Source organism: Streptomyces sp. NPDC037410 (genome assembly GCF_055602235.1).
Genome location: NZ_JBVJWR010000016.1, coordinates 69,880 through 91,244 on the forward strand (window position 1 = coordinate 69,880; position 21,365 = coordinate 91,244).

A 21,365-nucleotide genomic window follows, 5' to 3' on the forward strand; every position below is an offset into this window, starting at 1 on the left:
TACCTGCGTACGGTGGAGGCACGCACCCACACCGAGGGAGTCGCTTCGATGACGCACGCCTCCGCCGTCTACACCCACGGCCACCACGAGTCGGTCCTGCGCTCGCACAGCTGGCGGACCGCCGCCAACTCCGCGGCCTACCTGCTGCCCGAACTGCGCAAGGGCCTGGACGTCCTGGACGTGGGCTGCGGGCCCGGCACCATCACCGCCGACCTGGCCGCGCTGGTCGCTCCGGGCCGGGTGACCGCGGTCGACGCGGCCGAGGACGTCCTGACGAAGGCCCGCGCGGTCGCCGCCGAACGCGGCCTGGACAACGTCGAGTTCGCCGTCGCCGACGTCCACGCCCTGGACTTCCCCGACGACTCCTTCGACGTCGTGCACGCCCACCAGATGCTGCAGCACGTCGGCGACCCGGTCCGGGCGCTGCGCGAGATGCGCCGGGTGTGCCGGCCCGGCGGTGTCGTCGCGGCACGCGACAGCGACTACGGGGCCTTCACCTGGTACCCCGAACGGCCCGCTCTGGACGGGTGGCTGGACCTCTACCACCGGGTCGCGCGCGCCAACGGCGGCGAACCGGACGCGGGACGGCGGCTGTTCTCCTGGGCCCGGCAGGCCGGCTTCACCGAGATCACGACGACGGCCGCCACCTGGTGCTTCGCCACCCCGGAGGAGCGCGACTGGTGGAGCGGCCTGTGGGCGGACCGTACGACCGCCTCCGGCTACGCCGGACTGGCCGTGGACGGCGGCCACGCGACCGCCGCCGAACTGGCGGCGACCGCGGAGGCCTGGCGGGAGTGGGGCGCGCAGGAGGACGCCTGGTTCATGGTCCCGCACGGCGAGATCCTGTGCCGGGTGTCCTGACCGCCCCCGCTCCCCGCATCATTATCAGTGCGGGCGCATCCTGAACTCGTAGGCGTCCGGCAGGGGTTCGTCGGTGAGCTCCGCCCAGAGCTCGCCGAGGACCTCCGCGCCCTCGCGCAGGTCCGCGACCTCGAAGCCCTCGTCGAAGACGGCGCGGGCCTCGCCCGCCCGGCCCTCGGCGAGCAGGATCCGGATCTCCAGGAGGCGGAAGGCGCCCCTCCCCCGGACCTCGCCGGGCAGCCGCGCCCACAGCTCCCGGGCGGGGCCCGGCCGGCCCGTGGCGAGCAGGGCTTCCACGGCCTCGCGTCCGAGCGCGGCGGTCACCGGCTCTCCCCCGTCGTGGTCCTCGTGGTCGGTCAGGGCCTCCGCGAACCGCTCGGCGGCCCGCCGCGGGTGCCCGTCCTCCCGGTCGGCGACGGCCAGGCAGTACAGCAGGGGCCAGCGCACCTCGGCCCGGTGGAGTCCGCGCTCCCAGCTCCGTACCGCCTGGGCGCGGTCTCCGGCGTGCCACTGGGCGATGCCGAGGTGGTACTCGGTGGAGGGGTCGGCGGGGGCGGTCTCCAGCATGTCCCGCCAGGGGGCGGCGACCAGCGGCGCGCCGGGTCCCGCGCCCTTCGCCGGGGGCGGCAGGACACCGGTGCGCAGGAGCTCCCGCCAGGGTTCCTGGTCGGGGCCGAGCGTCGACTCGGGGAAGGGCGTACCGGGCAACGCGTGTCCCCCGCGCAGGACTTCGAGCGCTCCCCAGCCGGAGCCGGCCGCGAGGAGGGTCTCCGGTTCGGTGTCCGCGGCGCCCTCCCGCCAGGCGGTGTACGCCGCGTCGACCGCGGCGCGCGGCAGTGCCGCCTCCAGGCGGTGCTCGACGTCCGCGCGGGCCGCCGCCCAGTCGTCGCCGAGCGCCGCGGCGGGGTCGGCGGCGAGCGGCCCGTACGCCTCCAGCCAGCTGAACTCCCCTCCGGCCGCGAGCTCCAGGTGCTCCAGCTGGGTGCGGGCCAGTCCGGCCTGGATCTCGGCGTAGCCGGGGGTGCCGGGTTCGGTCAGCCACTCCTGCCAGCGGCGGCCGCCGCGCTCGGTGCCCCACAGGAAGAGCTTGCGGCCGCGCAGCGCGTCGGTGGAGGTCTGGACGAGTCCGTGGCCGTCGGCGTCGAGCGCGGCGATCCAGCGGCGCTGCCCGTCCGGCAGGTCGTAGAAGTAGTCCGCGGCGTGGGCGCCGTTCAGCGGGTACGAGCGGTCGGTGCCGTCCTCGGTGACGGGCACGGGGAGGCGGTTCAGGCCGCGGTCGTAGCCGTGGTGCCAGGCCGCGTCGGCGGGCGCGAGGACCCTGCGCTCCTCGGGGACGGCGGTGTTGGACCACCAGTAGGTGGGGGCGGTCCGCTCGTGGGGGTTGCGGACGCGGACGCCGACGTACAGGAAGTCGGAGCCCTCCGGCAGCCACAGGTCCACCTGGAAGGGCAGGTCGCGCAGGCGCTCCCACTCCCAGAGGCGGAGCATCGGGCCGCCGTCGGGGGCGCGGACGGTCGCCGCGTGGAGGGGCGAGCAGGAGAGGGTGGTGTGGCCGGTGGCCCCGATGTTCCACTCGATGCCGCCGGAGAACCAGGCGCCGTTGAGGGCGAAGGCGGCGGGCTGGAGGACCGGGTTGCGGTAGAGGAGTTCGCGTCCGGTGGGCTTGTGGTGCAGGGAGTGGACGCGGCCGCCGAGGCCGGGCAGGACGGTCACCCGGAGCCGGTCGTTCTCGATCACGATCGTGTCGAGGTCCGCGGGGGTGCGGTCGCGGCCGTAGCCGTCGCGCACGGGGGCGGGGAGCAGGCTGCGCAGGGGCGCCCGTCCGAGGCCCCGGGCCATGTCGCGCGGGAGCGCCGCGAGGGTCCGCGCGTCGACCGCGTGGGCCCCGGCGCCGGCGGGGGCCCGCAGTGCGGGGAGAGGGTTGTCCGGGCCCAACGGGGCTGCGGGCAGCGTCAGTACGGCACGTCGTACGGTCGTCATCGATCCATGGAACACGCCGGAGCCGGTCCTGACCAGGGGCTCTCCACGTCAGGCTTCGGCAAAGGACCCGCGGGCGGCGGCCCGGATATTCCCGGCGGGGACGCTGCGCGTCGCCGTAGTGTGCAAGGTCGGACCGCCGCCGTGGCGGTCGGCGGGCAGGGCACAGGGAGTACGAGGAATGGGTACGCAGCACACCTACCGGGTGATCGTGCGCGGGACGTTCGACGGTCTGTCGGAGGAGAGCCGGTCGCGGCTGCTGGCCGAGGTGGACGACCACGGGATGGCGGCGATGGAGTTCACGGAGGAGGGCTCGCTGGCCTACGACCGGACGCTGAAGGCCTTCTCGTACCGCCTCGTCGTCGTCTCGGACGCCGAGGACGGCGAGGAGATGGCGGGCGCGATCGCCGAGGACCGGGTGGAGACGGCGCTCGGGGAGCTGGGGCACGGGTACAAGGCGCTGCGCTCGACGGTGACGGACCTCGACATGATGAAGATCAACCGCAAGCGCTAGTCCGAGGCCGTGATCGCCCAGCGTTCGTGGTCCCGCCAGGCCCCGTCGATGTGCAGCATCGCGGGCGAGAAGCCCTCCAGGCGGAAGCCGAGGCGGCGGACGAGGGCGCGGGAGGCGGTGTTCCCGGGCTGGATGTTCGCCTCCAGGCGGTGCAGCTCCAGGGGCCCGAAGGCGTGGTCGAGGACCAGCCCGAGGGCCTCGGTGAGCAGTCCGCGTCCGGCGGCGTGCGCGAAGGCGCCGTAGCCGAGGGCGCCGCTGCGGAAGGCGCCGCGGACGATGTTGTTGATGTTGACGAAGCCGGCGAGCGCGCCGCCGTCGGCGCGCTCGCACACCAGGAAGCCCGCGCGCTCCGGATTGCCGATCAGCGCGGCCGCGTACGCCTCGTACGCCTCGGTCGTGCACGGCGGGAAGAGCCAGGGCCGGTGGAGCTCCCGGCTCTCGCGGGCGCGGGCGGTGAACTCCTCGGCGTCGTCCGGGGAGAAGGGGCGCAGGCCCACGCGGGGCCCGGCGGCGAGGTACGTACCGTGATCGTCGGACATGGGGCCAGGCTAGGCGGTGCGCGGGCCCGTGCGGGCCGGGCACGGGCCCGTACGGCGACAGAGCGTCCTTCGTGCACCGTACGGGCGCGGGACGGGCTCGTACGAGCGCGGGCACGGCCACTTCTACGGCCCCCGCCACGGCCCCGCGCCGCAGCGGCGCTGCAGCGCTCAGCGGGACGGGCGCGGCACGGGCTCGTACGGCCACGGCCACGACCCCGCACCGTCCCGCACCCGCGCGGCAGCGCTCAGCGGCGGGCGTCGCGGACGCGGGGCGGGCAGGTCTCTCCCTTCCGTACGACTCCGATCATGACCGTGGTGCGCCGGTCGAGGGCCGTGCCCGGCGCCGGGTACTGGGTGCAGACCTCCCAGCGCGGCGGCCAGAGCACCCGCCGGTCGCGGCCGCTCACGTCGTGGACATCGAGCCGGGTCCGGCGGTCCAGGTGGGTGAAGACCCGCCACAGGCCCCGGCCGAGGAAATCCGGCATCGGCCGTGTGCCCGCCTCGTCGCCGGGTGCGGCGGCGTCCTCCGCCGAGGAGGCGGCGACGGCCGCGAGCGCCAGGAGCGCGCCGACGCCGACGGCGGTGGCCCGCCTCACTTCCGCCTCCGGGCGGCGACGTAGTAGCCGCAGGCGGCGCCGAGGACGGCGGTCACGAGCAGCGCCACGTACAGCGGCATCGTGACCTCGGGGATCAGCAGGCGGATCCTGACCTCACGGGTGTTCTCGAAGATGAAGACCAGGGTGAGGACGGCGACCGCGAGCATCGCGATCCGCCCCGGGGTGAAGGCTCCGGCCAGCCGGGACGTGCCCCCGCCCGATGTCCGTGGCGTCTCCTTGGGACTCATGCCCGGCCCCTCTCCTGCATCGTGTGCCGTCGGTCGTACCCGGCCACAGCCGTGGGACCAGAATGGGACGCGCGGGGCCTCCCCGTGACGGCGAGCAGGGCCATACGGGTGACTTGTCAGACAACGTGGGCCGACTACCGTGGTGCGAGGACCGGCGAAGAACCGGCCGGGGACGAGACGAGGAGGGGCCGTGGCGGTCAGCGGACAGCGGCGGCGACCGGTCGTGGCGCTCTACGAGCGGATCGCGGACGCCGTCCACGACGGCACCTACCCGCCGGGCTCCACGCTCCCCTCCGAGCCGAAGCTCGCCGCCGAGCTGGGCGTCAGCCGGCCGGCCCTGCGGGAGGCGCTGCTGCTGCTCCAGGAGGACGGAGTCCTCACGGTACGGCGCGGGGTGGGCCGTACGGTCAACGACCGCCCGCCCCGGCGCGGCTTCGAGCACGTCCAGCCGCTGGAGGAGCTGATCGGCGCGGGCGCGCCGCTGCGGGTGCGGGCGCTGCTCAGGACCGTCGAGGAGCCGACCGACTTCACCACCCAGCACCTCCTCGCGCCGGCCCGGGCCGAGCTGCGGTTCTGGGAGTCGCTGCTCACCGGGGAGGGCACGACGGCGGCCCTGAGCCACGAGTGGGCGGCGCCCGACGGGCTGCTCGACCGGGTGCACCCGGAGTTCGCGCGGGCCCTGCGGGCGGCGGAGACGGGCGCGGGGGCCGCGGTCTCGATGCTCGCGGTCCTGGTCGGGGCCTCGCGGGAGACGGCGCTGAACGCGCACAGCGGCATCACGGCGACGCTGCTCGGACGGCGGCGCGGCGAGCAGCTGGACCGCCCGGCGGACACGCCCGCGGTCCTGATCACCCAGGTCGTCCGGGTCGGCGAGACCCCGGTCCTGGCGGCCAAGCACATGCTCCCGACGGGCACGGTCCCGCTGCCGGTGCTGCAGTCGCACTGAGGGGCGGGCGCAGTCGCGCCGGGCACGGGAAGCGGGGCCCCGTGAGCCCGGCCCGGGACTACGGCCGCCGAGCAGTCGCGGCGACGCCCCGGGAGCCCGGCTCGGGACCACGGCCGCCGGGCAGTCGCGGCGAGCGCCCGGGGGAGACTTCCCCGCCAAGCCCCGGGCCGCGAGCCGCCCGGAAACCCGGACCGCGAACACGCACCGCCCGGCAGTCGCCCAAGGCACCGTGCGGAGACACCCGGGCCCGGCCCGCCGCCGGTGGGCCTTCCCGCGCCCCGCGCGGTCAAGGCCCCCCGACCCCCACCCCTGGGCCCGGCCCCCTGTCGCGGCCGTCACAGCACCCGCCTCGCCCGTGGCGTACACTTCCCCGCCATGCACTTGTCTGACAACCCTGCCACGCCCGCCGCCGCCACCGTCTCCGAGTGGATCCGCCGGGCCCCCAAGGCCGTCCTCCACGACCACCTCGACGGCGGGCTGCGCCCCGCGACCATCGTCGAGCTGGCGCAGGAGTGCGGCTACACCGCGCTGCCGACCGAGGACCCGGCCGAGCTCGCGGTCTGGTTCCGGGACGCCGCCGACTCCGGTTCGCTGGAGCGCTACCTGGAGACCTTCGCCCACACCTGCGCGGTCATGCAGACCCGCGAGGCGCTCGCGCGCATCGCGGCCGAGTGCGCCGAGGACCTCGCCGCGGACGGCGTCGTGTACGCCGAGATCCGTTACGCCCCCGAGCAGCACCTGGAGGGCGGTCTCACCCTCGACGAGGTCGTCGAGGCGGTGAACGACGGCTTCCGCGAGGGCGAGCGCCGCGCGGGCGGCCGGATCACCGTCCGCACGCTGCTCACCGGCATGCGCCACACCGACCGCTCCCTGGAGATCGCGGAGCTCACGGTCGCGCACCGGGACAACGGTGTGGCGGGCTTCGACATAGCCGGCGGCGAGATCGGCAACCCGCCGGCCCGCCACCTCCCCGCCTTCCAGCACCTGAAGCGGGAGAACTGCCACTACACGATCCACGCCGGCGAGGCCGTCGGCGCGGAGTCGATCCACGAGGCCGTGCAGGTCTGCGGCACCGAGCGGATCGGCCACGGCGTGCGGATCACGGACGACATCGCCGAGGACGGGACGCTGGGCCGGCTCGCCTCGTACGTCCGGGACAACCGCATCGCCCTGGAGGTCTGCCCGACCTCCAACCTCCAGACGGGCGCCGCGAAGGACTACGCCTCGCACCCGATCGACGAGCTGCGCCGCCTCGGCTTCCGCATCACGCTGAACACCGACAACCGGCTGGTCTCCGGCACCACCATGAGCGAGGAGTTCCAGCACATGGCGGACGCGTTCGGGTACGGCCCCGAGGTCTTCGAGGAGTTCACGGTCGCCGCCCTGGAGGCCGCCTTCCTGCCGCTGCCGGAGCGACAGCGGCTGATCGGCGAGGTCGTCCGCCCGGGGTACGCGGCGCTCTGACCGATCCTGCCCTCCTGGCGGGGAGCCCGATCGTCCCGGCGAGCGAGGATTCCGAATGGCTCGCCGGGATCAGCCGGTTGCTGTACGTGCGGGAGCCGCGGACGACGTCCGCACGGTTGTCGACGAGCTCGCCGTCGCCGGAGAGGTACAGCTTCTGGCTGAGCGCCGGTACCAGGCGAGGACGCGCTGCCCGACGTAACTCCCCTCGGGATCGGTGAGGTCGAGTTCGCCCGGCTTCCGTCCGCACCCACCGCCGGGTCCCGCGGATCACCGCCCGGCCCTCGATGGGAGAATGGCGGCATGACAGGCGCTGAGGAATTCAGACCCGAATCGGAGCGGGTGACGCGCACGCTGCGCGATCAGATCATCGACGGGACCCGGGCCCCCGGCAGCAGGCTGGTGGAGCGCGAGATCGCGGCCGAGCTCGACGTGAGCCGGCTGCCCGTCCGCGACGCCCTGCGGGACCTGGTCGCGGAGGGCCTGGTCACGCCGCGCCCGCGCACCTGGGCGGTGGTCCGCGAGTTCACGGCGTCCGACATCGCGGACCTCGGCGAGGTGCGGTCCGCCCTGGAGATCCTCGGCTTCCGGCTCGCCGCGCAGCGCCGCACCCGGGCGGGGCTCGCCAAGCTCCGCGCCGACCTCGACGCCGAGCTGGCGGCGGCCGCCGGTGGCGACGGCCAGGCCGCCCGCCGGGCGGCCGCCGACTTCCACGAGACCGTCACGGAACTGGCCGACAACACCCTGCTCAACGAGCTCAACGCGACGCTGCGCAGCCGGATGCGCTGGCTGCTCGCGCAGCACGACGACCTCTCCGTCGTCGCCGAGGAGCACGCGGAGCTCTACCGGGCGATCGAGGCGCGGGACGTGGAGCGCGTCGAGGAGATGGCCCTGCGCCACCTGGAGACGAGCCGCGAAGAGGTCGCCGCGCACCAGCGCAGGACGGCCGCGGAGTAGGGACCCGGCGCCGCGGCTCATGATCAAACGGTATACCGAATGAGCGCCCCGCCCGCGCTGTCGGCCGTCACTCCCCCACGTACACCACACCGCCGGGCACGTCGGCGCGGATCTCCGTGCCGACGCGGCGCTCCATCAGGTCGTCGAGGCGCTCCAGGGGGCCGATGAGGGTGCGGCCGCCGGCCCGGGCGACGCGGATGGCGGCGTCGACCTTGGGCTTCATCGAGCCCTCGGCGAAGGCGAGCTCGGCCAGACCCTCCGGGGAGGCGGTGAGGATGTCCCGCTGCTCGGGGGTGCCCCAGTTCTGGCTCACGAAGTCGCCGTCCGTGAGCATGATCAGCATGTCCGCCTTCAGGTCGGCGGCGAGCGCCGCGCTCGCCGCGTCCTTGTCGACGACGGCCTGCATGCCGATCTGGCGGCCCTTGGAGTCGGTGCGCACCGGCACACCGCCGCCGCCCACGCAGACCACCAGGGTGCCGTTGTCCAGGAGCGTGCTGACCAGCGGCGCCTGCATGATGCGCAGCGGCTCGGGCGACGGGACGACCCGGCGGAACGCGCCGCCGTCACGGGCGATCGTCCAGCGGTACTCGGCCGCGGCCTCGGCGGCGTCCTGCGCCGAGTAGGTGGGGCCGATCAGCTTGGTGGGGCGCTCGAAGGCCGGGTCGGCCTCGTCGACCTCGGTCGTGGTGAGGACGGCCGCAACCTCGCGCTCGCCGGCCAGGGCGTTGGAGAGCTCCTGCTGGATGACGTAGCCGATCATGCCCTGGGTCTCCGCGCCGAGGATGTCCAGCGGGTAGGCCGCGACGTCCTGGTAGGCGAGGTTCTGGAGGGCGAGGAGGCCGACCTGGGGGCCGTTGCCGTGGGTGATGACGACCTCGTGCTCGCGCGCCAGACCGGCCAGGGCCTGGCAGGCGCCCCGGACGTTGGCGCGCAGGCGGTCGGCCGTCATCGGCTCCCCGCGGCGGGCGAGTGCGTTTCCTCCGAGAGCGACGACGATGCGCATGCGATTTCCCTTGCGGTGCTTGTGTTCGCTTATGAGACCCAGAATGGTATACCAATATTGGATGACCGGAAGGGGGCCGGAGCGGTCACCGACGTACGGCGACGAGGAGAGCACGGTGAGGTGCCACAGCCATGCCGGCGACGCCCGGACGCCCGGCGATGCCCGGCCACGGTCCGCCGACGCCCGGACACTCGGCGACCCCCGGTCGCGGCCCGGCGACGCCCTGCCGCCCGGCGTCGCCAGGGCGCCCGAGCATCTCCGTACCCGATCCGGCGACGCCCTGCTGCTCGACCGCCTGCGGGGGCTTTCCGGCGCCGGTTCCGTCCACTCGGTCTTCGCCCGGGTGGTCAACCTGCTGACCCCGGACGGCATGCTCATCGCCCTCGCCGCACGCGACGGCGGTGACGCGCCCCGGACCCTGGTCACCGGCCTCGCCGCCTGGGCGGGGCAGGGCGTCGAGGCCGGCCGGAGCGTCGCCTTCGGGCACGGGAGCGTCACCCTCGACCGTCCGCACCCCCGCCCCCCGCTCCGCGTCAGCACCGCGGGAGCCCGCCCGTGGCACCCCGTCATACCCTCCCTCACCGTCCTCCCGCCCGGCGAACTCGCGGCCGCCGCCACCCTCCTCGACCGGCTCTGCCACGCGTACGGACCACCCGGCGGCATGCTCGGCGCGGCCCCCGGCGCCGGGCCGATGGAGGCCGCCGTCGCCCGCGCCCTCGACGACGGGCGTACGACGCTCGTCGCGGGCGTACGGGCCGACGACGCCGACCTGACACGGCGCGGCGTCCTCGCCCTGCTCGGCCTGGGCCCCGGACTGACCCCCGCCGGCGACGACTTCCTCACCGGACTCGCCCTGCTCGCCGCCCTGCCGGGCAGTCGGCTCGCCGGCTTCCCGCCCGTCCTGCGGGACGTCCTGGCCGGGCACGGCCGCCGCACCACGGACCTCGGTCTCGCCACGGTGCGCGAGGCGGCCGACGGCCGGGCCAGGGCCGAACTCCTCGACCTCCTGCGTCTGCTGGCGGAACGCCGCCCGGCGCGGGACCTGAACGTTCCCGTCCGGAAGGTGCTGGCGATCGGCCACACCTCGGGCGGCGACACCCTGTCCGGCCTCGTGGCCGGGCTCCGTCTGGAAGAAGAACTGCGAGGTCCGCTGTGAGCATCACAGCAGTCGTACGGAAGAACACCTATTTCGACTCCGTGTCCCTCATGTCCGTCTCGACCAAGGCCAACGGCCTGGACGGGGTGGACCAGGCGTTCACCGCCATGGGCACCGAGATGAACAAGGGGGTGCTGGAGAACCTCGGCCTGCTCACCGACGAGCTGCGGGCCGCCGAGAGCGGCGACCTCATGATCGTCCTGGTGGCGGAGGACGGCGCCGACACCGGGGCGCTCCTCGCGGAGATCGAGGACCTCCTCACCCGCAAGGCTCCCGCCTCCGCCGACGGCGGCGAGGTCACCTACCGGACCATCGCCTCCGCCGCCGCGGGCATCGACGGCGCCAACCTCGCGGTCATCGCCGTCAACGGCGCCTACGCCGCCCGGGAGGCCCGCAAGGCCCTCGAAAGCGGCCTGCACGTGATGATGTTCAGCGACAACGTCACCGTCGAGGACGAGATCGCGCTCAAGAACCTCGCCCACGACAAGGGCCTGTTCATGATGGGCCCGGACTGCGGCACCGCGATCGTCAACAACATCGCGCTCTGCTTCGGCAACAAGGTCCGCCCGGGCTCGATCGGCATCGTCGCCGCCTCCGGCACCGGCTCGCAGGAGGTCTCCGTCCGCGTCCACGCCCTGGGCGGCGGCATCTCGCAGCTCATCGGCACCGGCGGCCGGGACCTCTCCGAGCAGGTCGGCGGCATCATGATGGTCGACGGCATCCGCGCGCTCGCCGCCGACCCGGCCACCGACGTCATCGTCCTCGTCTCCAAGCCGCCGGCCGCCTCCGTCGAGAAGAAGGTCCTCGCCGAGGTCGCCGCCGCGGGCAAGCCGGTCGTCGTCTGGTTCATCGACGGCTCCGAGGAGGCGGTCACCGCCGCGGGCGGCCACTTCGCCGCCGGCAGCCTCCAGGCCGCCCGCAAGGCCGTCGAGCTCGCCGGCGTCGAAGGCTCCTCCGTCGAGGAGTTCGACGCCGAGGCCGCCGCCGAGGCGGTCGTCTCCCGCCTCGCCGAGGGCCAGACGTACGTGCGCGGCCTGTTCTGCGGCGGCACCCTCTGCGACGAGACCATGTACGCCGTGCGCGACGCCGGGCTCGACGTCTGGTCCAACATCCAGAAGAACGCCGACTTCCGCCTCCCGGCCGGCTCCGCCTCGCGCGGCCACACCTTCCTCGACTTCGGCGACGACGACTTCACCAACGGCCGTCCGCACCCGATGATCGACCCGGCCCTGCGCATCGAACGCATCGTCGAGGAGGCCAAGGACCCCGAGGTCGCCGCGATCGTCATGGACTTCGTCCTCGGCTTCGGCTCCCACGAGGACCCGGTCGGCACCACCCTCCCCGCCATCGAGGAGGCCCTGCGCCTCGCGAAGGACGCCGGCCGTCACCTGGAGATCGTCGCGTACGTCCTCGGCACCGACCTGGACACCCCCTCCGTCGCCGCCCAGAGCGCCGCCCTGCGCGCGGCCGGCGTCACCGTCACCCTCAGCTCCACCGAGACGGGCCGGTTCGCCCGTGAGATCGCGAAGAAGGCACAGGCATGAGCACCGAGATCACCGAACCCACCCCGGCCGCCCGGCTGTTCGCCTCCGACCTGAGCGTCGTCAACGTCGGCCTCGCCATGTTCGACGCCGACATCAAGGCCCAGGACGCCAAGGTCTCCACCCTGGACTGGACCCCGCCCGGCGGCGGCAACGCGGAGGCGGCCCGCGCCCTCGACGCGCTGGAGCGCCCCGAGCTCGCCGCGCGGATCGAGGCCGCCAACGCCGAGGCCGTCGAGCGCATCATGGCCGCCCGCCCGATGCTGATCGGCTTCGGCCGCGCCCTCGACGTCGTCCCCGGCATGACCCCCACCACGATCCTCCACTCGGGCCCGCCCATCGCCTGGGAGGACATGAACGGCCCGATGAAGGGCGCCGTCACCGGCGCGATCGTCTTCGAGGGCCTGGCGAAGGACCTCGACGAGGCCGCCGAGGCCGCCGCCTCCGGACGGATCACCTTCAAGCCGTGTCACGAGGCGGACTCGGTCGGCTCGATGGCCGGCGTCACCTCCGCCTCGATGTACGTGCACATCGTGAAGAACGAGACGCACGGCAACACCGCGTACACCAACCTGTCCGAGCAGATGGCGAAGATCCTGCGGATGGGCGCCAACGACCAGAGCGTCATCGACCGCCTGGTCTGGATGCGGGACGTCTTCGGCCCGATGCTCAAGGAGGCCGTGGAGTTCACCGGTCCCGTCGACCTCCGCCTGCTGCTGTCCCAGGCGCTCCACATGGGCGACGAGTGCCACAACCGCAACGGCGCCGGCACCCTGCTGCTCTTCCAGGCGCTCGCGCCGGGTCTGCTGCGGTCCTCCTTCACGACCGAGCAGAAGAAGGAGGTCTTCGACTTCGTCGCCTCCTCCGACTACTTCTCGGGACCGACGTGGATGGCGATGGCCAAGGCCGCGCTCGACGCCGCCAACGGCGTGGCGGACTCCACGATCGTCACCACGATGGCCCGCAACGGCGTCGAGTTCGGCATCCGCGTCGCCGGCCTGCCCGGCCAGTGGTTCACCGGTCCCGCGCAGAAGGTGATCGGCCCCATGTTCGCCGGTTACAAGCCGGAGGACTCCGGCCTCGACATCGGCGACAGCGCGATCACCGAGACGTACGGCTTCGGCGGCTTCGCGATGTCGGCGGCGCCCGCCATCGTCGCGCTGGTCGGCGGCACCGTGGCCGAGGCCATGGGCTACACCCGCGACATGGGCGAGATCACCACGGCGCAGAACCCCAACGTCACGATCCCGGCCCTCGACTTCCAGGGCCTGCCCACCGGCATCGACGTCCGCAAGGTCCTCGACACCGGGATCCTGCCGATCATCAACACGGCCATCGCCCACAAGGACGCCGGCATCGGAATGATCGGCGCCGGCATCACCCACCCGCCCGCCGAGGTCTTCACCAAGGCTGCCACCGCCCTCGCCGACGCGTTCGGCGGCTCCTCCTCCTGACGCGCGAGAGCGCCCGCCCGGAAGCCCACTCACGATGAAAACTCACCGCTCCGCCGCGGAAGCGGACACGTCCGCGGACCGGGAACTCGACGACGAGTTCGAGCACAGCCCGGTACCGGCCGAACGCCGGAAGTCGCTCCTGACGGTCTCGGCCGTCTGGTTCGGATTCCCGATGATCCTGACCAACGCCATCCCCGGCGGCGTGGTCGTCGCCATGCTGGGCTTCTGGCGTGGGCTCGCGGCCATCCTCGTGGCCAACCTCGTCATGCTCCTGTACGTGGGGATCCTCAGCCACCGGGCCGGAACCACCGGCGAGAGCTTCTCGCTACAGGCCACACGCACCTTCGGACGCGGCGGCTACGTCATCGCCTCCGCGTTCCTGGCCACGATCGTGGTCGGCTGGTTCGCGTTCAACACCGGTGCCACCGGTGCGACGCTGCACGCGTCGTTCGGCTGGCACGAGCAGCTCGTCACCGTGCTCGCGGGTCTGGGCTTCATAGGCCTGACCTACCTGGGCATCAAGGCGCTGTCGTGGCTCGGCGCGGTCGCCGCGCCGCTGTTCGTCATCGCCGGTGTCATCGCCCTGGTCATCGTGGCCCGTGACCACGATCTGGGTGCCGTGTTCTCGTACGAGGGCGTCGGCGGCGCGTCCGCGCTCACCTTCGGTGCCGCCGTCTCCACGATCATGGCGACGTTCGCCGACTCGGGCACGATGACCGCGGACTTCACCCGCTGGTCGAAGAACGGCCGGCAGGCCGTCCTCGCGACCGTCAGCGCGTTCCCGGTCGCGAGCCTCGTCGCCCAGATCACCGGTGGTCTGGTCGTCGCCGCGGGCGCCATCGCCTCGGCCGGCACGTCGGGCGGCGACTTCCTGCCGATCCTGACCGGCGAGAACTCCGGGGTCCTGAACGTGATCGCGGCCGTCTTCGTCTTCGTCAACCTCGGTTCCGTGTGCAGCCACTGCCTGTACAACGGCGCCCTGGGCTGGTCGCACCTGACCGGCACGACGATGCGCCTGATGACGATCGTCCTCGGTGTCATCGGTACGGTGGCCGCGCTCGCGGGCGTCTGGAACCACTTCCTGAGCTGGCTGGTCATCCTGAGCGTGTTCGTGCCGCCGCTCGGCGGCGTGCTCATCGCCGACATGTTCTTCGCCCGCGGCGGCCGGGGCGCGATGGACCGGCGTCCCACCGTGGCGGTCCGTCCGACGGCCTTCGCGGCCTGGGCGGCCGGCGCGGCGGCCGGCGGTGCCGCCCACTGGTGGGCGCCGCAGCTGTCCGACGCGGTCACCGGCCTGGTCGTCGCGGTGGTCGCGTACGCCGCCCTCGAACGGGTCGTGTCGCGGCCGTCGGAGGCGGAGGACCGGTCCCCGGCCGTCGACGCGGCCGAGGCGACGGCGAGCTAGCCGCCCCGGCCCACGACCGCGCCCCCGCCCCCACCTCCCTGGGGACGGGGGCGCGGTCGTCACAGCCGGACGCTCCGCGTCGGGGCCCGGTCCCGGTCAGCACTCGGGCCTGACGTGCTGGAGCCGGGCCCGGGCCCCGTCAGTGCAGGGCCGGTTCCTCCAGCGTCAGCGTCCCCGCGTCCGCGTCCAGTACGGCCGGCAGGCCGAGCGGCAGGGTGAGCGCGGTCGCGCTGTGCCCGAAGCCCATCTCCTCCACCACCGGCACCCCGAGGCCGCCGAGCCGGTCGGCGAGCACCGCCCGCACCTCCTCGTACGGACCGCACTCCTCCCAGGAGCCGAGGCCGATGCCCGCGACCCCGTCGAGCAGGCCGGAGCGCAGCAGTTGGGTGAGGATGCGGTCGAGGCGGTACGGCTCCTCCCCCACGTCCTCCAGGAGCAGCAGCCCGCCGCGCGCCGAGGTCCGCCCGTGCGGGGTGCCGAGGTCGGTGGCGAGGAGGCTGGCGCAGCCGCCGAGCGTCACGCCCCGGGCGCGGCCCGGCACCAGGGCGCGTCCCGTGTCCAGGCCGAGCGTCAGGACGGTCCCGGGCTCGAAGAGGGTGGCCCGCAGCGACTCCTGGGTGCGCGGGTCCGACAGGAACGTGCCGGCCGCGACCATCGGTCCGTGCAGGGTGGCGAAGCCGGCGCGGACGGCGAAGGCCTCGTGCAGGGCGGTGACGTCGCTGTAGCCGACGAAGGCCTTGGGCCCGGCCTCCCGTATCGCCTGCCAGTCGACCAGGTCGACCATGCGCTGGGCCCCGAAGCCGCCGCGGGCGCAGAGCACGGCGGAGACCGTGGGGTCGCACCAGGCCTCGGTGAGGTCGCGGGCCCGGGCCCGGTCCGCGCCGGCGAGGTGGCCGATCGTGGGGTGGGTGTCCAGGACGTGCGGGGCGACCACCGGTTCCAGGCCCCAGCCGCGCAGGATGTCGAGCCCCGCCGTGAGCCGTTCCCCGGGAACGGGTCCGCTGGGGGCGACGACGGCGACCCGTGCCCCGGGCGCGAGCCGTTCGGCCCTGGTCAGAGGGCTCACCGGGGTCATGTGCGGTACTCCAGGTCCGGTACGTCCGTACGGTCGATGCCGAAGGTCCGTACGTACAGGGCGAGTTCGGCCTCCAGGGCCTGGATCATGGTGTCGGCCCTGCGGAAGCCGTGCCCCTCTCCCTCGAAGGCGAGGTAGGCGTGCGGGACGCCCAGGCCGGCCGCGCGGGCGAGGAGGCGCTCGGCCTGGACGGGCGGGCAGATGACGTCGTCGAGGCCCTGGAGCAGCAGGAACGGCGCCGTGACGCGGTCGATGTGCTCGATCGGCGAGCGTTCCTTGTAGCGGGCGGGCACCTCGTCGAGCGGTCCGATCAGTCCGTGGAGGTACTGGGACTCGAAGTCGTGGGTCTCGTCGGTGGCCCAGCTCCGCAGGTCGAGGACGGGGTAGATGATCGTGCCGCAGGCGTACACGTCGGTGGAGACGAGGGAAGCGGCGGTCGTCCAGCCGCCCGCGCTGCCGCCGCGCACGGCGAGCCGGGCGGGGTCGGCGGTGCCCTCGGCGGCGAGCGCTCGCGCGACGGCGGCGCAGTCCTCGACGTCGACGACGCCCCACTGCTCGCGCAGCCGCTCCCGGTACTCCCGGCCGTAGCCGGTGGAGCCGCCGTAGTCGACCTCGGCGACGCCGATGCCCCGCGTGGTGAAGTAGGCGATCCCCAGGTCGAGGACGAGCGGTGCGCGCCCGGTGGGCCCGCCGTGGGCCCAGATCACATAGGGCGGCAGTTCGCCCGCGGGCCCGGTGAACCGGGGGTGGTGGGGTGGGAAGACCTGTGCGTGGATCTCCCGCCCGCCGGGGCCGGTGAAGGTGCGGACGCGGGGCTCGGGGAGGTAGGCGGGGTCGACGGCGTCGGTGTGCGCGGCGCCGACGACGCGGCTGCGGCCGGTGCAGGTGTCGAGCTCGACGAGCTCGGCGGAGCTGTGCGGTCCTGCGGCGACGCCGACGACCCGGGTGCCGTGTGCGGCGAGGGTGGCGGCCCACTCGACGCGGTGTCCGCCGGCGTCGACGAGCTCGCGGCGCTCGGGGTCGAGGATCCCGAGGGAGGGGGACCCTCTGCCGTGGACGACGGCGATCAGCCCGTTCTCCAGGGGCGTGAACCAGCGGAGCCCGATCTGCCAGAGCGGTCCGCCGAACTCCTCGGCGCGCGGGCAGAGCGCCTCCGGTTCGGTGAGGCCCCCGTCGGGGGTGGCCTCCGCGCGGTAGAGGTTCCACCAGCCGGTGCGGTCGCTGACGAGGAGCAGCCTCCCGGCCGCGTCCCAGTCGATCTGCGGGATCGACTCGGCGGTCCCGCCGGCGACGGTCCTGGCCTCGCGGAAGGTGCCGTCGGGGGTGACGTCGGCGAGCTGGACCTCGGTGCCGTCCCAGGGCATCCGGGGGTGGTCCCAGGCGATCCAGGCCGCCCGGCGGCCGTCCGGGGAGAGCCGGGGTCCGGTCACGAACCGGTGGCGTCCGTCGGAGAGTTCACGGACGGCGGCACGGTCCTCGGCGGCCGAGCCGTCGAGGGGGACGGCGGCGAGGACGCGGCGGACGTCGGTGGGCGCGGGGCCGGTGAACTCCTCCAGGACGCACCACACCTCGCCCCGCTCCGGGTGGATCACCGGGTCCACCCAGCGCAGTCCGCCGCCGACGGCGGAGAGGGGGGTGAGCGGCCGCGGCTCCGCGCCGGGGGCGGCGTCGGGTTCGTAGGCGTAGAGCCGCTGGTCGGGGAAGTGGCAGAAGACGGCGAGCGGTCCGTCCGCCGGGCGCGGGACGGCCGCCCAGGGCTGCCCGCCGTACTCGATCACGCGGCTCCGCACGTTCCACGGGGCGGGCAGCAGGCTCTCCTCGGTGCCGTCGGCGCGCCGCCGGACGAGGGCGCGGCGGCCGCCCTCGGCGGGGCGGGGCGCGGTCCACCAGAGCTCGTCGCCGACGGCGCCGAGGAAGTCGGGCCGTCCGTCGTGCGCCGCGGCGAGCGCGGCGTCCACGGGCGACGGCCAGCTGCCGTACCCGGCCGTGGTCGTGTCCATCTCGTCTCCCCCTGTCATGGGTCCGGTCCCCCTCTGTCCCTCGCAGTGGTCCTACGCGGACTTCAGATAGTGGTCGAGCACGCGGACGCCGAAGTGCAGGGCGTCCACCGGGACCCGCTCGTCGACGCCGTGGAAGAGCGCTCCGTAGTCGAGGTCCGGGGGCAGTCGGAGCGGCGAGAAGCCGTACCCGGTGATGCCGAGCCGGGAGAACTGCTTGGCGTCGGTGCCGCCGGACATGGTGAACGGCACGACGTGCCCGGCCGGGTCGAAGCGCTCGACGGCGGCGCGCAGCTTGGCGAAGGTCGGCGAGTCGACCGGGGCCTCCAGGGGCACCTCCCGGTGGTGGAACTCCCAGTCCACGTCCGGGCCGGTGAGCTGGTCCATGGTCGCGGCGAACTCCTCCTCGGCGCCCGGCAGCATCCGCCCGTCGATGTAGGCGACGGCCTGGCCCGGGATGACGTTGACCTTGTAGCCGGCCTCCAGCATCGTCGGGTTGGCGCTGTTGCGGACGGTCGGCGCGACGAGCGCGGCGGCGGGGCCGAGCTTGTGGAGGAGGAGGTCGACGTCGAGGTCGGGGGCGTGCGTGTCGACGTCGATGCCGTACAGCGCGGCGAGTTCCCTGAGGGCGGCGCGGACGGTCGCGGTGAGGCGGACCGGCCAGGTGTGGGTGCCGATCCGGGCGACGGCGGTGGCGAGGCGGGTGACCGCGTTCTCCTCGTTCACCTTGGAGCCGTGGCCGGCGCGGCCGTGGGCGGTGAGCTTGAGCCAGGCGGTGCCCCGCTCCCCCGCCGCGATCGGGTACAGGGTCATGCGCGGCTCGGGGTGGAAGCTGAAGGCGCCGGACTCGCTGATGCCCTCCGTACACCCCTCGAAGAGGGCCGCGTGCCGGTCGGCGAGGAAGCCGGAGCCGTCCTCGGCGCTGGCCTCCTCGTCGGCGGTGTAGGCGAGGACGATGTCGCGGCGGGGCCGGATGCCCTGGCGGGCCCAGGAGCGCACCACGGCCAGGACCATCGCGTCCATGTTCTTCATGTCGACGGCACCGCGCCCCCACACGACCCCGTCGCGGACCTCGCCGGAGAAGGGGTGGACGCTCCATTCGGCGGGGTCGGCGGGCACCACGTCCAGGTGGCCGTGGACGAGGAGCGCCTCGGCCGAGGGGTCGGTGCCGGGGATCCGCGCCACGACGTTGGTGCGGCCGGGGGTCCGCTCCAGGAGGGTGGGTTCGATGCCGGCGTCGGCGAGCCGCTCGGCGACGTACTCGGCGGCCGGGCGCTCGCGGCAGTCGCCGCCGCCCCGGTTGGTGGTGTCGATGCGGATGAGCTCGGAGGTGAAGGTGACCACCTCGTCGAGCGCCGTCGTGTCCGGGCCGCGGACCTCCTCAGCCATACTGCTCCTCCACCGCGGCCGAGACGATGGTCGTGACCGCCTTGAACGTGCGAATTGCCTCGTACATCGTCTCGCTGGTGTACGCGACGCGCCGCTCGCCGCTCCGCGCCACGCCGGGAACCACCGTGGCGGCGGCGCCCAGGTGCTCGGCGTCGAACTCCAGCTCCACGGTGAAGGGGCCGCCCCGGACCGGATCGTGCCGGACGGCGAGCGCGGCACCGGTCTTCGCGGCGGCGCGGATGTCGGCGGCGGTCCGCGCCGGGGTGCGGCACACCGCCGCGTACCGGGAGACGTGGTCCTTGACGGCGACCTTGGGCGCCTCGGGCGCGTAGCCGAGGGCGTCCTCGCAGGTCAGGTCGTCGCCGGTGACGAGGACGACGGGCACGCCGTACTCCGCGACCACATGGGCGTTGAGCAGGCCCTCGCTCGCCCGCTCGCCGTTGAGCCAGACCCCGGTGATCGAGTTGGCGAGATACGTGTGCGCCAGGACACCCTCGGTGCCCGCGCCGGTGTGGTAGCCGACGAAGGCGATGCCGTCGACGTCCCCGTGCTGCACGCCCTCGACCATCGAGAGCGACTTGTGCTTGCCGGTGAGCATCTCGGCGCGCTCGTCGAGCCGCTCCAGGAGCAGATTGCGCATGGACCAGTGCGCCTCGTTGATGAGGACCTCGTCCGCGCCGCCGTCGAAGAAGCCGAGCACGGCGGCGTTCACGTCGGACGTGAACATCGCGCGGCACCGCTCCCACTGGGGCGTGCCGGGCAGCACGTCGGCGGGCCAGGTCACACCGGTCGCGCCCTCCATGTCGGCGCTGATGAGGATCTTCATGCCTGGCACCGTACGCGCCGCCCGGCAGCCCCACCACCCCTGTGGATAACCACCGTTGGAGTGGACCAGTGGCAGCCGGGCACACCACCCGATCGGCGGTTTCCGAAACGGACGAAACATCGCCAACAGGTGCGTATAGGCTGTCTGTCGCAGTTGTCCTCGTCGACCTTCCGGAGAGCTCTCGGTGACCATCGCCATGACCCCGTCCGAATCCGCGCCCGTCGAGTCCGAGCCCGTGGTCGCCACCGACCTCGCGGGGCCCGTCATGGCGGAGGAGCCGGAGTTCTGGGAGCCGTCGGACCCCGAGCCGCGGGACACGCAGGAGCCCCAGGACACGCGGGACGCCCAGGGCTCCCCGGTCGCCCAGGACCCTCAGGACTCCCAGGACACGGACGGCTCCGACGCCCACGACGGTCGCGATCACGCCCCCGTCGTCGTCCGTGACGCCCGCGACTTCGGGGTCTACGCGCGGACCGGCGGCTGGGCCTTCGCGCTGAAGGTGGCCCGGAGCGTCCGGCCCGGCGGGCAGCCCGCCGAGGGGACGGCCGCGACGAAGGTCTCCGCGAAGGCCTTCGCGGAACTCGCCGGGTGCTCGCCCGAGCGGGTCATGCGCTACTACAAGGCCTGGGACATGGCGGCCGACGACGGCCTGGTCCCGCAGTTCGAGGTCCTGGTCCCGGGCGAGGACATCGAGCTGCCGGACGCGGACGTCTGGCTCTCGTACTACACCTCCCGCAACAGCGCGTCCTCCGTGCGCGGCCAGGCGATCAGCGCGGCGGCCGAGGCCGAGGGCATCCGGCCGACGAAGGCCCTGGAGGTCGCGGAGAACCCGACGGCGCTGCGGGCGGCGATCCTCGCCGACCCGGGGACGGCGGAGGCCGCGCGCGGGGCGCTGCTCGACCGGATGAAGGACGATCCGGCGCTGCAGACCGAGATGGCCCGCGCCTTCGCCCGTACCGACGACCTGAAGAAGGCGGTGGCGAACGAGGCGAAGGCGGCCGACCGCATCGGGTACGTGCGGCAGATCGTCGAGAACGGCCAGATCAGGACCCCCGCCGGGCAGACCGTGGAGGCGCCGGCCGAGCTGCGGGCCGAGGCCGAGCGGCACCTGTCGCTCCTCGACGAGCTCGACGACTCGGAGGAGGCGGGCGAGTGGGCCGGCGAGGCCTACGACACGGTGAAGGGCCTGGTCGCCAAGGCGGTCGAGGAGGACCCGGCACTGCGCGTCCAGGAGCGGCGGACGAAGTTCTACAGCAGCCTGCAGAAGGCGACGAAGGTCTTCGAGGAGCTGACGCTCGACGAGGTGATGGAAGAGGACATCTACGAGGAGGACATGCTCCAGCGCCTCGAAGCCCTCCAGGAGGCGATCGGCACCTGCATCAGCGCGCTGCGCAGGGCGACGACGACCGCCTCCTCCTGA

Annotated in this window: 19 protein-coding genes and 1 pseudogene; 10 read left to right on the plus strand and 10 right to left on the minus strand. The window is 73.9% G+C overall.

The genetic code is table 11. The features are described 5' to 3' along the window. Positions 1-48 precede the first annotated feature (48 nt). Entirely contained in the window at positions 49-861 is an 813-nt protein-coding gene (locus tag ACZ7HT_RS25375) for a methyltransferase domain-containing protein (RefSeq protein ID WP_471170030.1), read from the plus strand. A gap of 24 nt (positions 862-885) precedes the next feature. On the opposite strand, the gene ACZ7HT_RS25380 is transcribed toward ACZ7HT_RS25375, so the two are convergent. Further along, complete coding sequence (locus ACZ7HT_RS25380) at positions 886-2,841, minus strand: DUF5107 domain-containing protein (RefSeq protein WP_471170033.1); 1,956 nt, start codon at positions 2,839-2,841, stop codon at positions 886-888. 178 nt (positions 2,842-3,019) lie between these two features. Here ACZ7HT_RS25380 and ACZ7HT_RS25385 point away from each other — a divergent pair, with 178 nt between their 5' ends. Beyond that, positions 3,020-3,352, plus strand: coding sequence for a DUF6204 family protein (locus ACZ7HT_RS25385; RefSeq protein ID WP_471170037.1), 333 nt, complete (start codon positions 3,020-3,022; stop codon positions 3,350-3,352). On the opposite strand, the gene ACZ7HT_RS25390 is transcribed toward ACZ7HT_RS25385, so the two are convergent. The 3 genes from ACZ7HT_RS25390 to ACZ7HT_RS25400 all read right to left on the minus strand — a co-directional run bounded on the left by ACZ7HT_RS25390 (position 3,349) and on the right by ACZ7HT_RS25400 (position 4,735). Further along, positions 3,349-3,891, minus strand: a complete 543-nt coding sequence (locus tag ACZ7HT_RS25390) for a GNAT family N-acetyltransferase (protein WP_471170040.1) — start codon at positions 3,889-3,891, stop codon at positions 3,349-3,351. The genes ACZ7HT_RS25385 and ACZ7HT_RS25390 overlap by 4 nt on opposite strands. Positions 3,892-4,136: 245 nt before the next feature. Then, entirely contained in the window at positions 4,137-4,487 is a 351-nt protein-coding gene (locus ACZ7HT_RS25395; RefSeq protein WP_471170043.1) for a hypothetical protein, read from the minus strand. Then, positions 4,484-4,735, minus strand: coding sequence for a LapA family protein (locus ACZ7HT_RS25400; protein WP_471170046.1), 252 nt, complete (start codon positions 4,733-4,735; stop codon positions 4,484-4,486). The genes ACZ7HT_RS25395 and ACZ7HT_RS25400 overlap by 4 nt, the downstream gene beginning before the upstream one ends. Positions 4,736-4,925: 190 nt before the next feature. Between ACZ7HT_RS25400 and ACZ7HT_RS25405 the strand changes: the two genes are divergently transcribed. Beyond that, the gene (locus ACZ7HT_RS25405; protein WP_471170049.1) at positions 4,926-5,681 is read left to right on the plus strand and encodes a GntR family transcriptional regulator; all 756 of its coding nucleotides are present in this window, start codon (positions 4,926-4,928) and stop codon (positions 5,679-5,681) included. Positions 5,682-6,056: 375 nt separating this feature from the next. Further along, complete coding sequence (locus ACZ7HT_RS25410) at positions 6,057-7,145, plus strand: adenosine deaminase (RefSeq protein ID WP_471170052.1); 1,089 nt, start codon at positions 6,057-6,059, stop codon at positions 7,143-7,145. 19 nt (positions 7,146-7,164) lie between these two features. Here ACZ7HT_RS25410 and ACZ7HT_RS25415 read toward each other — a convergent pair. Then, positions 7,165-7,400: pseudogene (locus ACZ7HT_RS25415) on the minus strand (peptidase S15); the annotation flags it as partial. Positions 7,401-7,445: 45 nt separating this feature from the next. Here ACZ7HT_RS25415 and ACZ7HT_RS25420 point away from each other — a divergent pair. Next, complete coding sequence (locus tag ACZ7HT_RS25420; protein ID WP_471170055.1) at positions 7,446-8,099, plus strand: GntR family transcriptional regulator; 654 nt, start codon at positions 7,446-7,448, stop codon at positions 8,097-8,099. A 67-nt stretch (positions 8,100-8,166) separates the two neighbouring features. Here ACZ7HT_RS25420 and ACZ7HT_RS25425 read toward each other — a convergent pair whose 3' ends face one another. Further along, positions 8,167-9,102 carry a carbamate kinase gene (locus tag ACZ7HT_RS25425; protein ID WP_471170058.1) on the minus strand — a complete coding sequence of 312 codons (936 nt, stop codon included), beginning with the start codon at positions 9,100-9,102 and terminating at the stop codon, positions 8,167-8,169. A gap of 61 nt (positions 9,103-9,163) precedes the next feature. Here ACZ7HT_RS25425 and ACZ7HT_RS25430 point away from each other — a divergent pair, with 61 nt between their 5' ends. Genes ACZ7HT_RS25430 through ACZ7HT_RS25445 form a run of 4 tightly spaced genes read left to right on the plus strand, consistent with a single transcriptional unit; the run spans position 9,164 to position 14,658 of the window. After that, positions 9,164-10,258 (plus strand): oxamate carbamoyltransferase subunit AllH family protein, encoded by a 1,095-nt coding sequence (locus ACZ7HT_RS25430; protein ID WP_471170061.1) that lies wholly within the window; start codon positions 9,164-9,166, stop codon positions 10,256-10,258. Continuing rightward, positions 10,255-11,802 carry an acyl-CoA synthetase FdrA gene (gene fdrA / locus ACZ7HT_RS25435; RefSeq protein WP_471170064.1) on the plus strand — a complete coding sequence of 516 codons (1,548 nt, stop codon included), beginning with the start codon at positions 10,255-10,257 and terminating at the stop codon, positions 11,800-11,802. Before ACZ7HT_RS25430 ends, fdrA begins: the two co-directional genes overlap by 4 nt. Beyond that, a complete protein-coding gene (locus ACZ7HT_RS25440) occupies positions 11,799-13,253 on the plus strand; it encodes a YlbE family protein (RefSeq protein ID WP_471170067.1) in 1,455 nt (484 codons plus the stop codon). Before fdrA ends, ACZ7HT_RS25440 begins: the two co-directional genes overlap by 4 nt. Before the next feature lie 34 nt (positions 13,254-13,287). Next, a complete protein-coding gene (locus ACZ7HT_RS25445) occupies positions 13,288-14,658 on the plus strand; it encodes a cytosine permease (protein ID WP_471170070.1) in 1,371 nt (456 codons plus the stop codon). 139 nt (positions 14,659-14,797) lie between these two features. Here the strand turns inward: ACZ7HT_RS25445 and ACZ7HT_RS25450 are convergent, their stop codons facing one another. From ACZ7HT_RS25450 to ACZ7HT_RS25465, 4 genes are read right to left on the minus strand one after another with little or no spacing between them, the layout of a single operon-like run. Next, complete coding sequence (locus tag ACZ7HT_RS25450; protein ID WP_471170073.1) at positions 14,798-15,733, minus strand: S66 peptidase family protein; 936 nt, start codon at positions 15,731-15,733, stop codon at positions 14,798-14,800. Beyond that, a complete protein-coding gene (locus ACZ7HT_RS25455) occupies positions 15,730-17,751 on the minus strand; it encodes a S9 family peptidase (RefSeq protein WP_471170076.1) in 2,022 nt (673 codons plus the stop codon). The genes ACZ7HT_RS25450 and ACZ7HT_RS25455 overlap by 4 nt, the downstream gene beginning before the upstream one ends. 33 nt (positions 17,752-17,784) lie before the next feature. Continuing rightward, complete coding sequence (locus ACZ7HT_RS25460) at positions 17,785-19,119, minus strand: M20/M25/M40 family metallo-hydrolase (protein WP_471170079.1); 1,335 nt, start codon at positions 19,117-19,119, stop codon at positions 17,785-17,787. Beyond that, a complete protein-coding gene (locus ACZ7HT_RS25465; protein WP_471170082.1) occupies positions 19,112-19,945 on the minus strand; it encodes a M55 family metallopeptidase in 834 nt (277 codons plus the stop codon). Before ACZ7HT_RS25465 ends, ACZ7HT_RS25460 begins: the two co-directional genes overlap by 8 nt. A 184-nt stretch (positions 19,946-20,129) precedes the next feature. Here ACZ7HT_RS25465 and ACZ7HT_RS25470 point away from each other — a divergent pair, with 184 nt between their 5' ends. Next, positions 20,130-21,365, plus strand: coding sequence for a hypothetical protein (locus tag ACZ7HT_RS25470; RefSeq protein ID WP_471170085.1), 1,236 nt, complete (start codon positions 20,130-20,132; stop codon positions 21,363-21,365).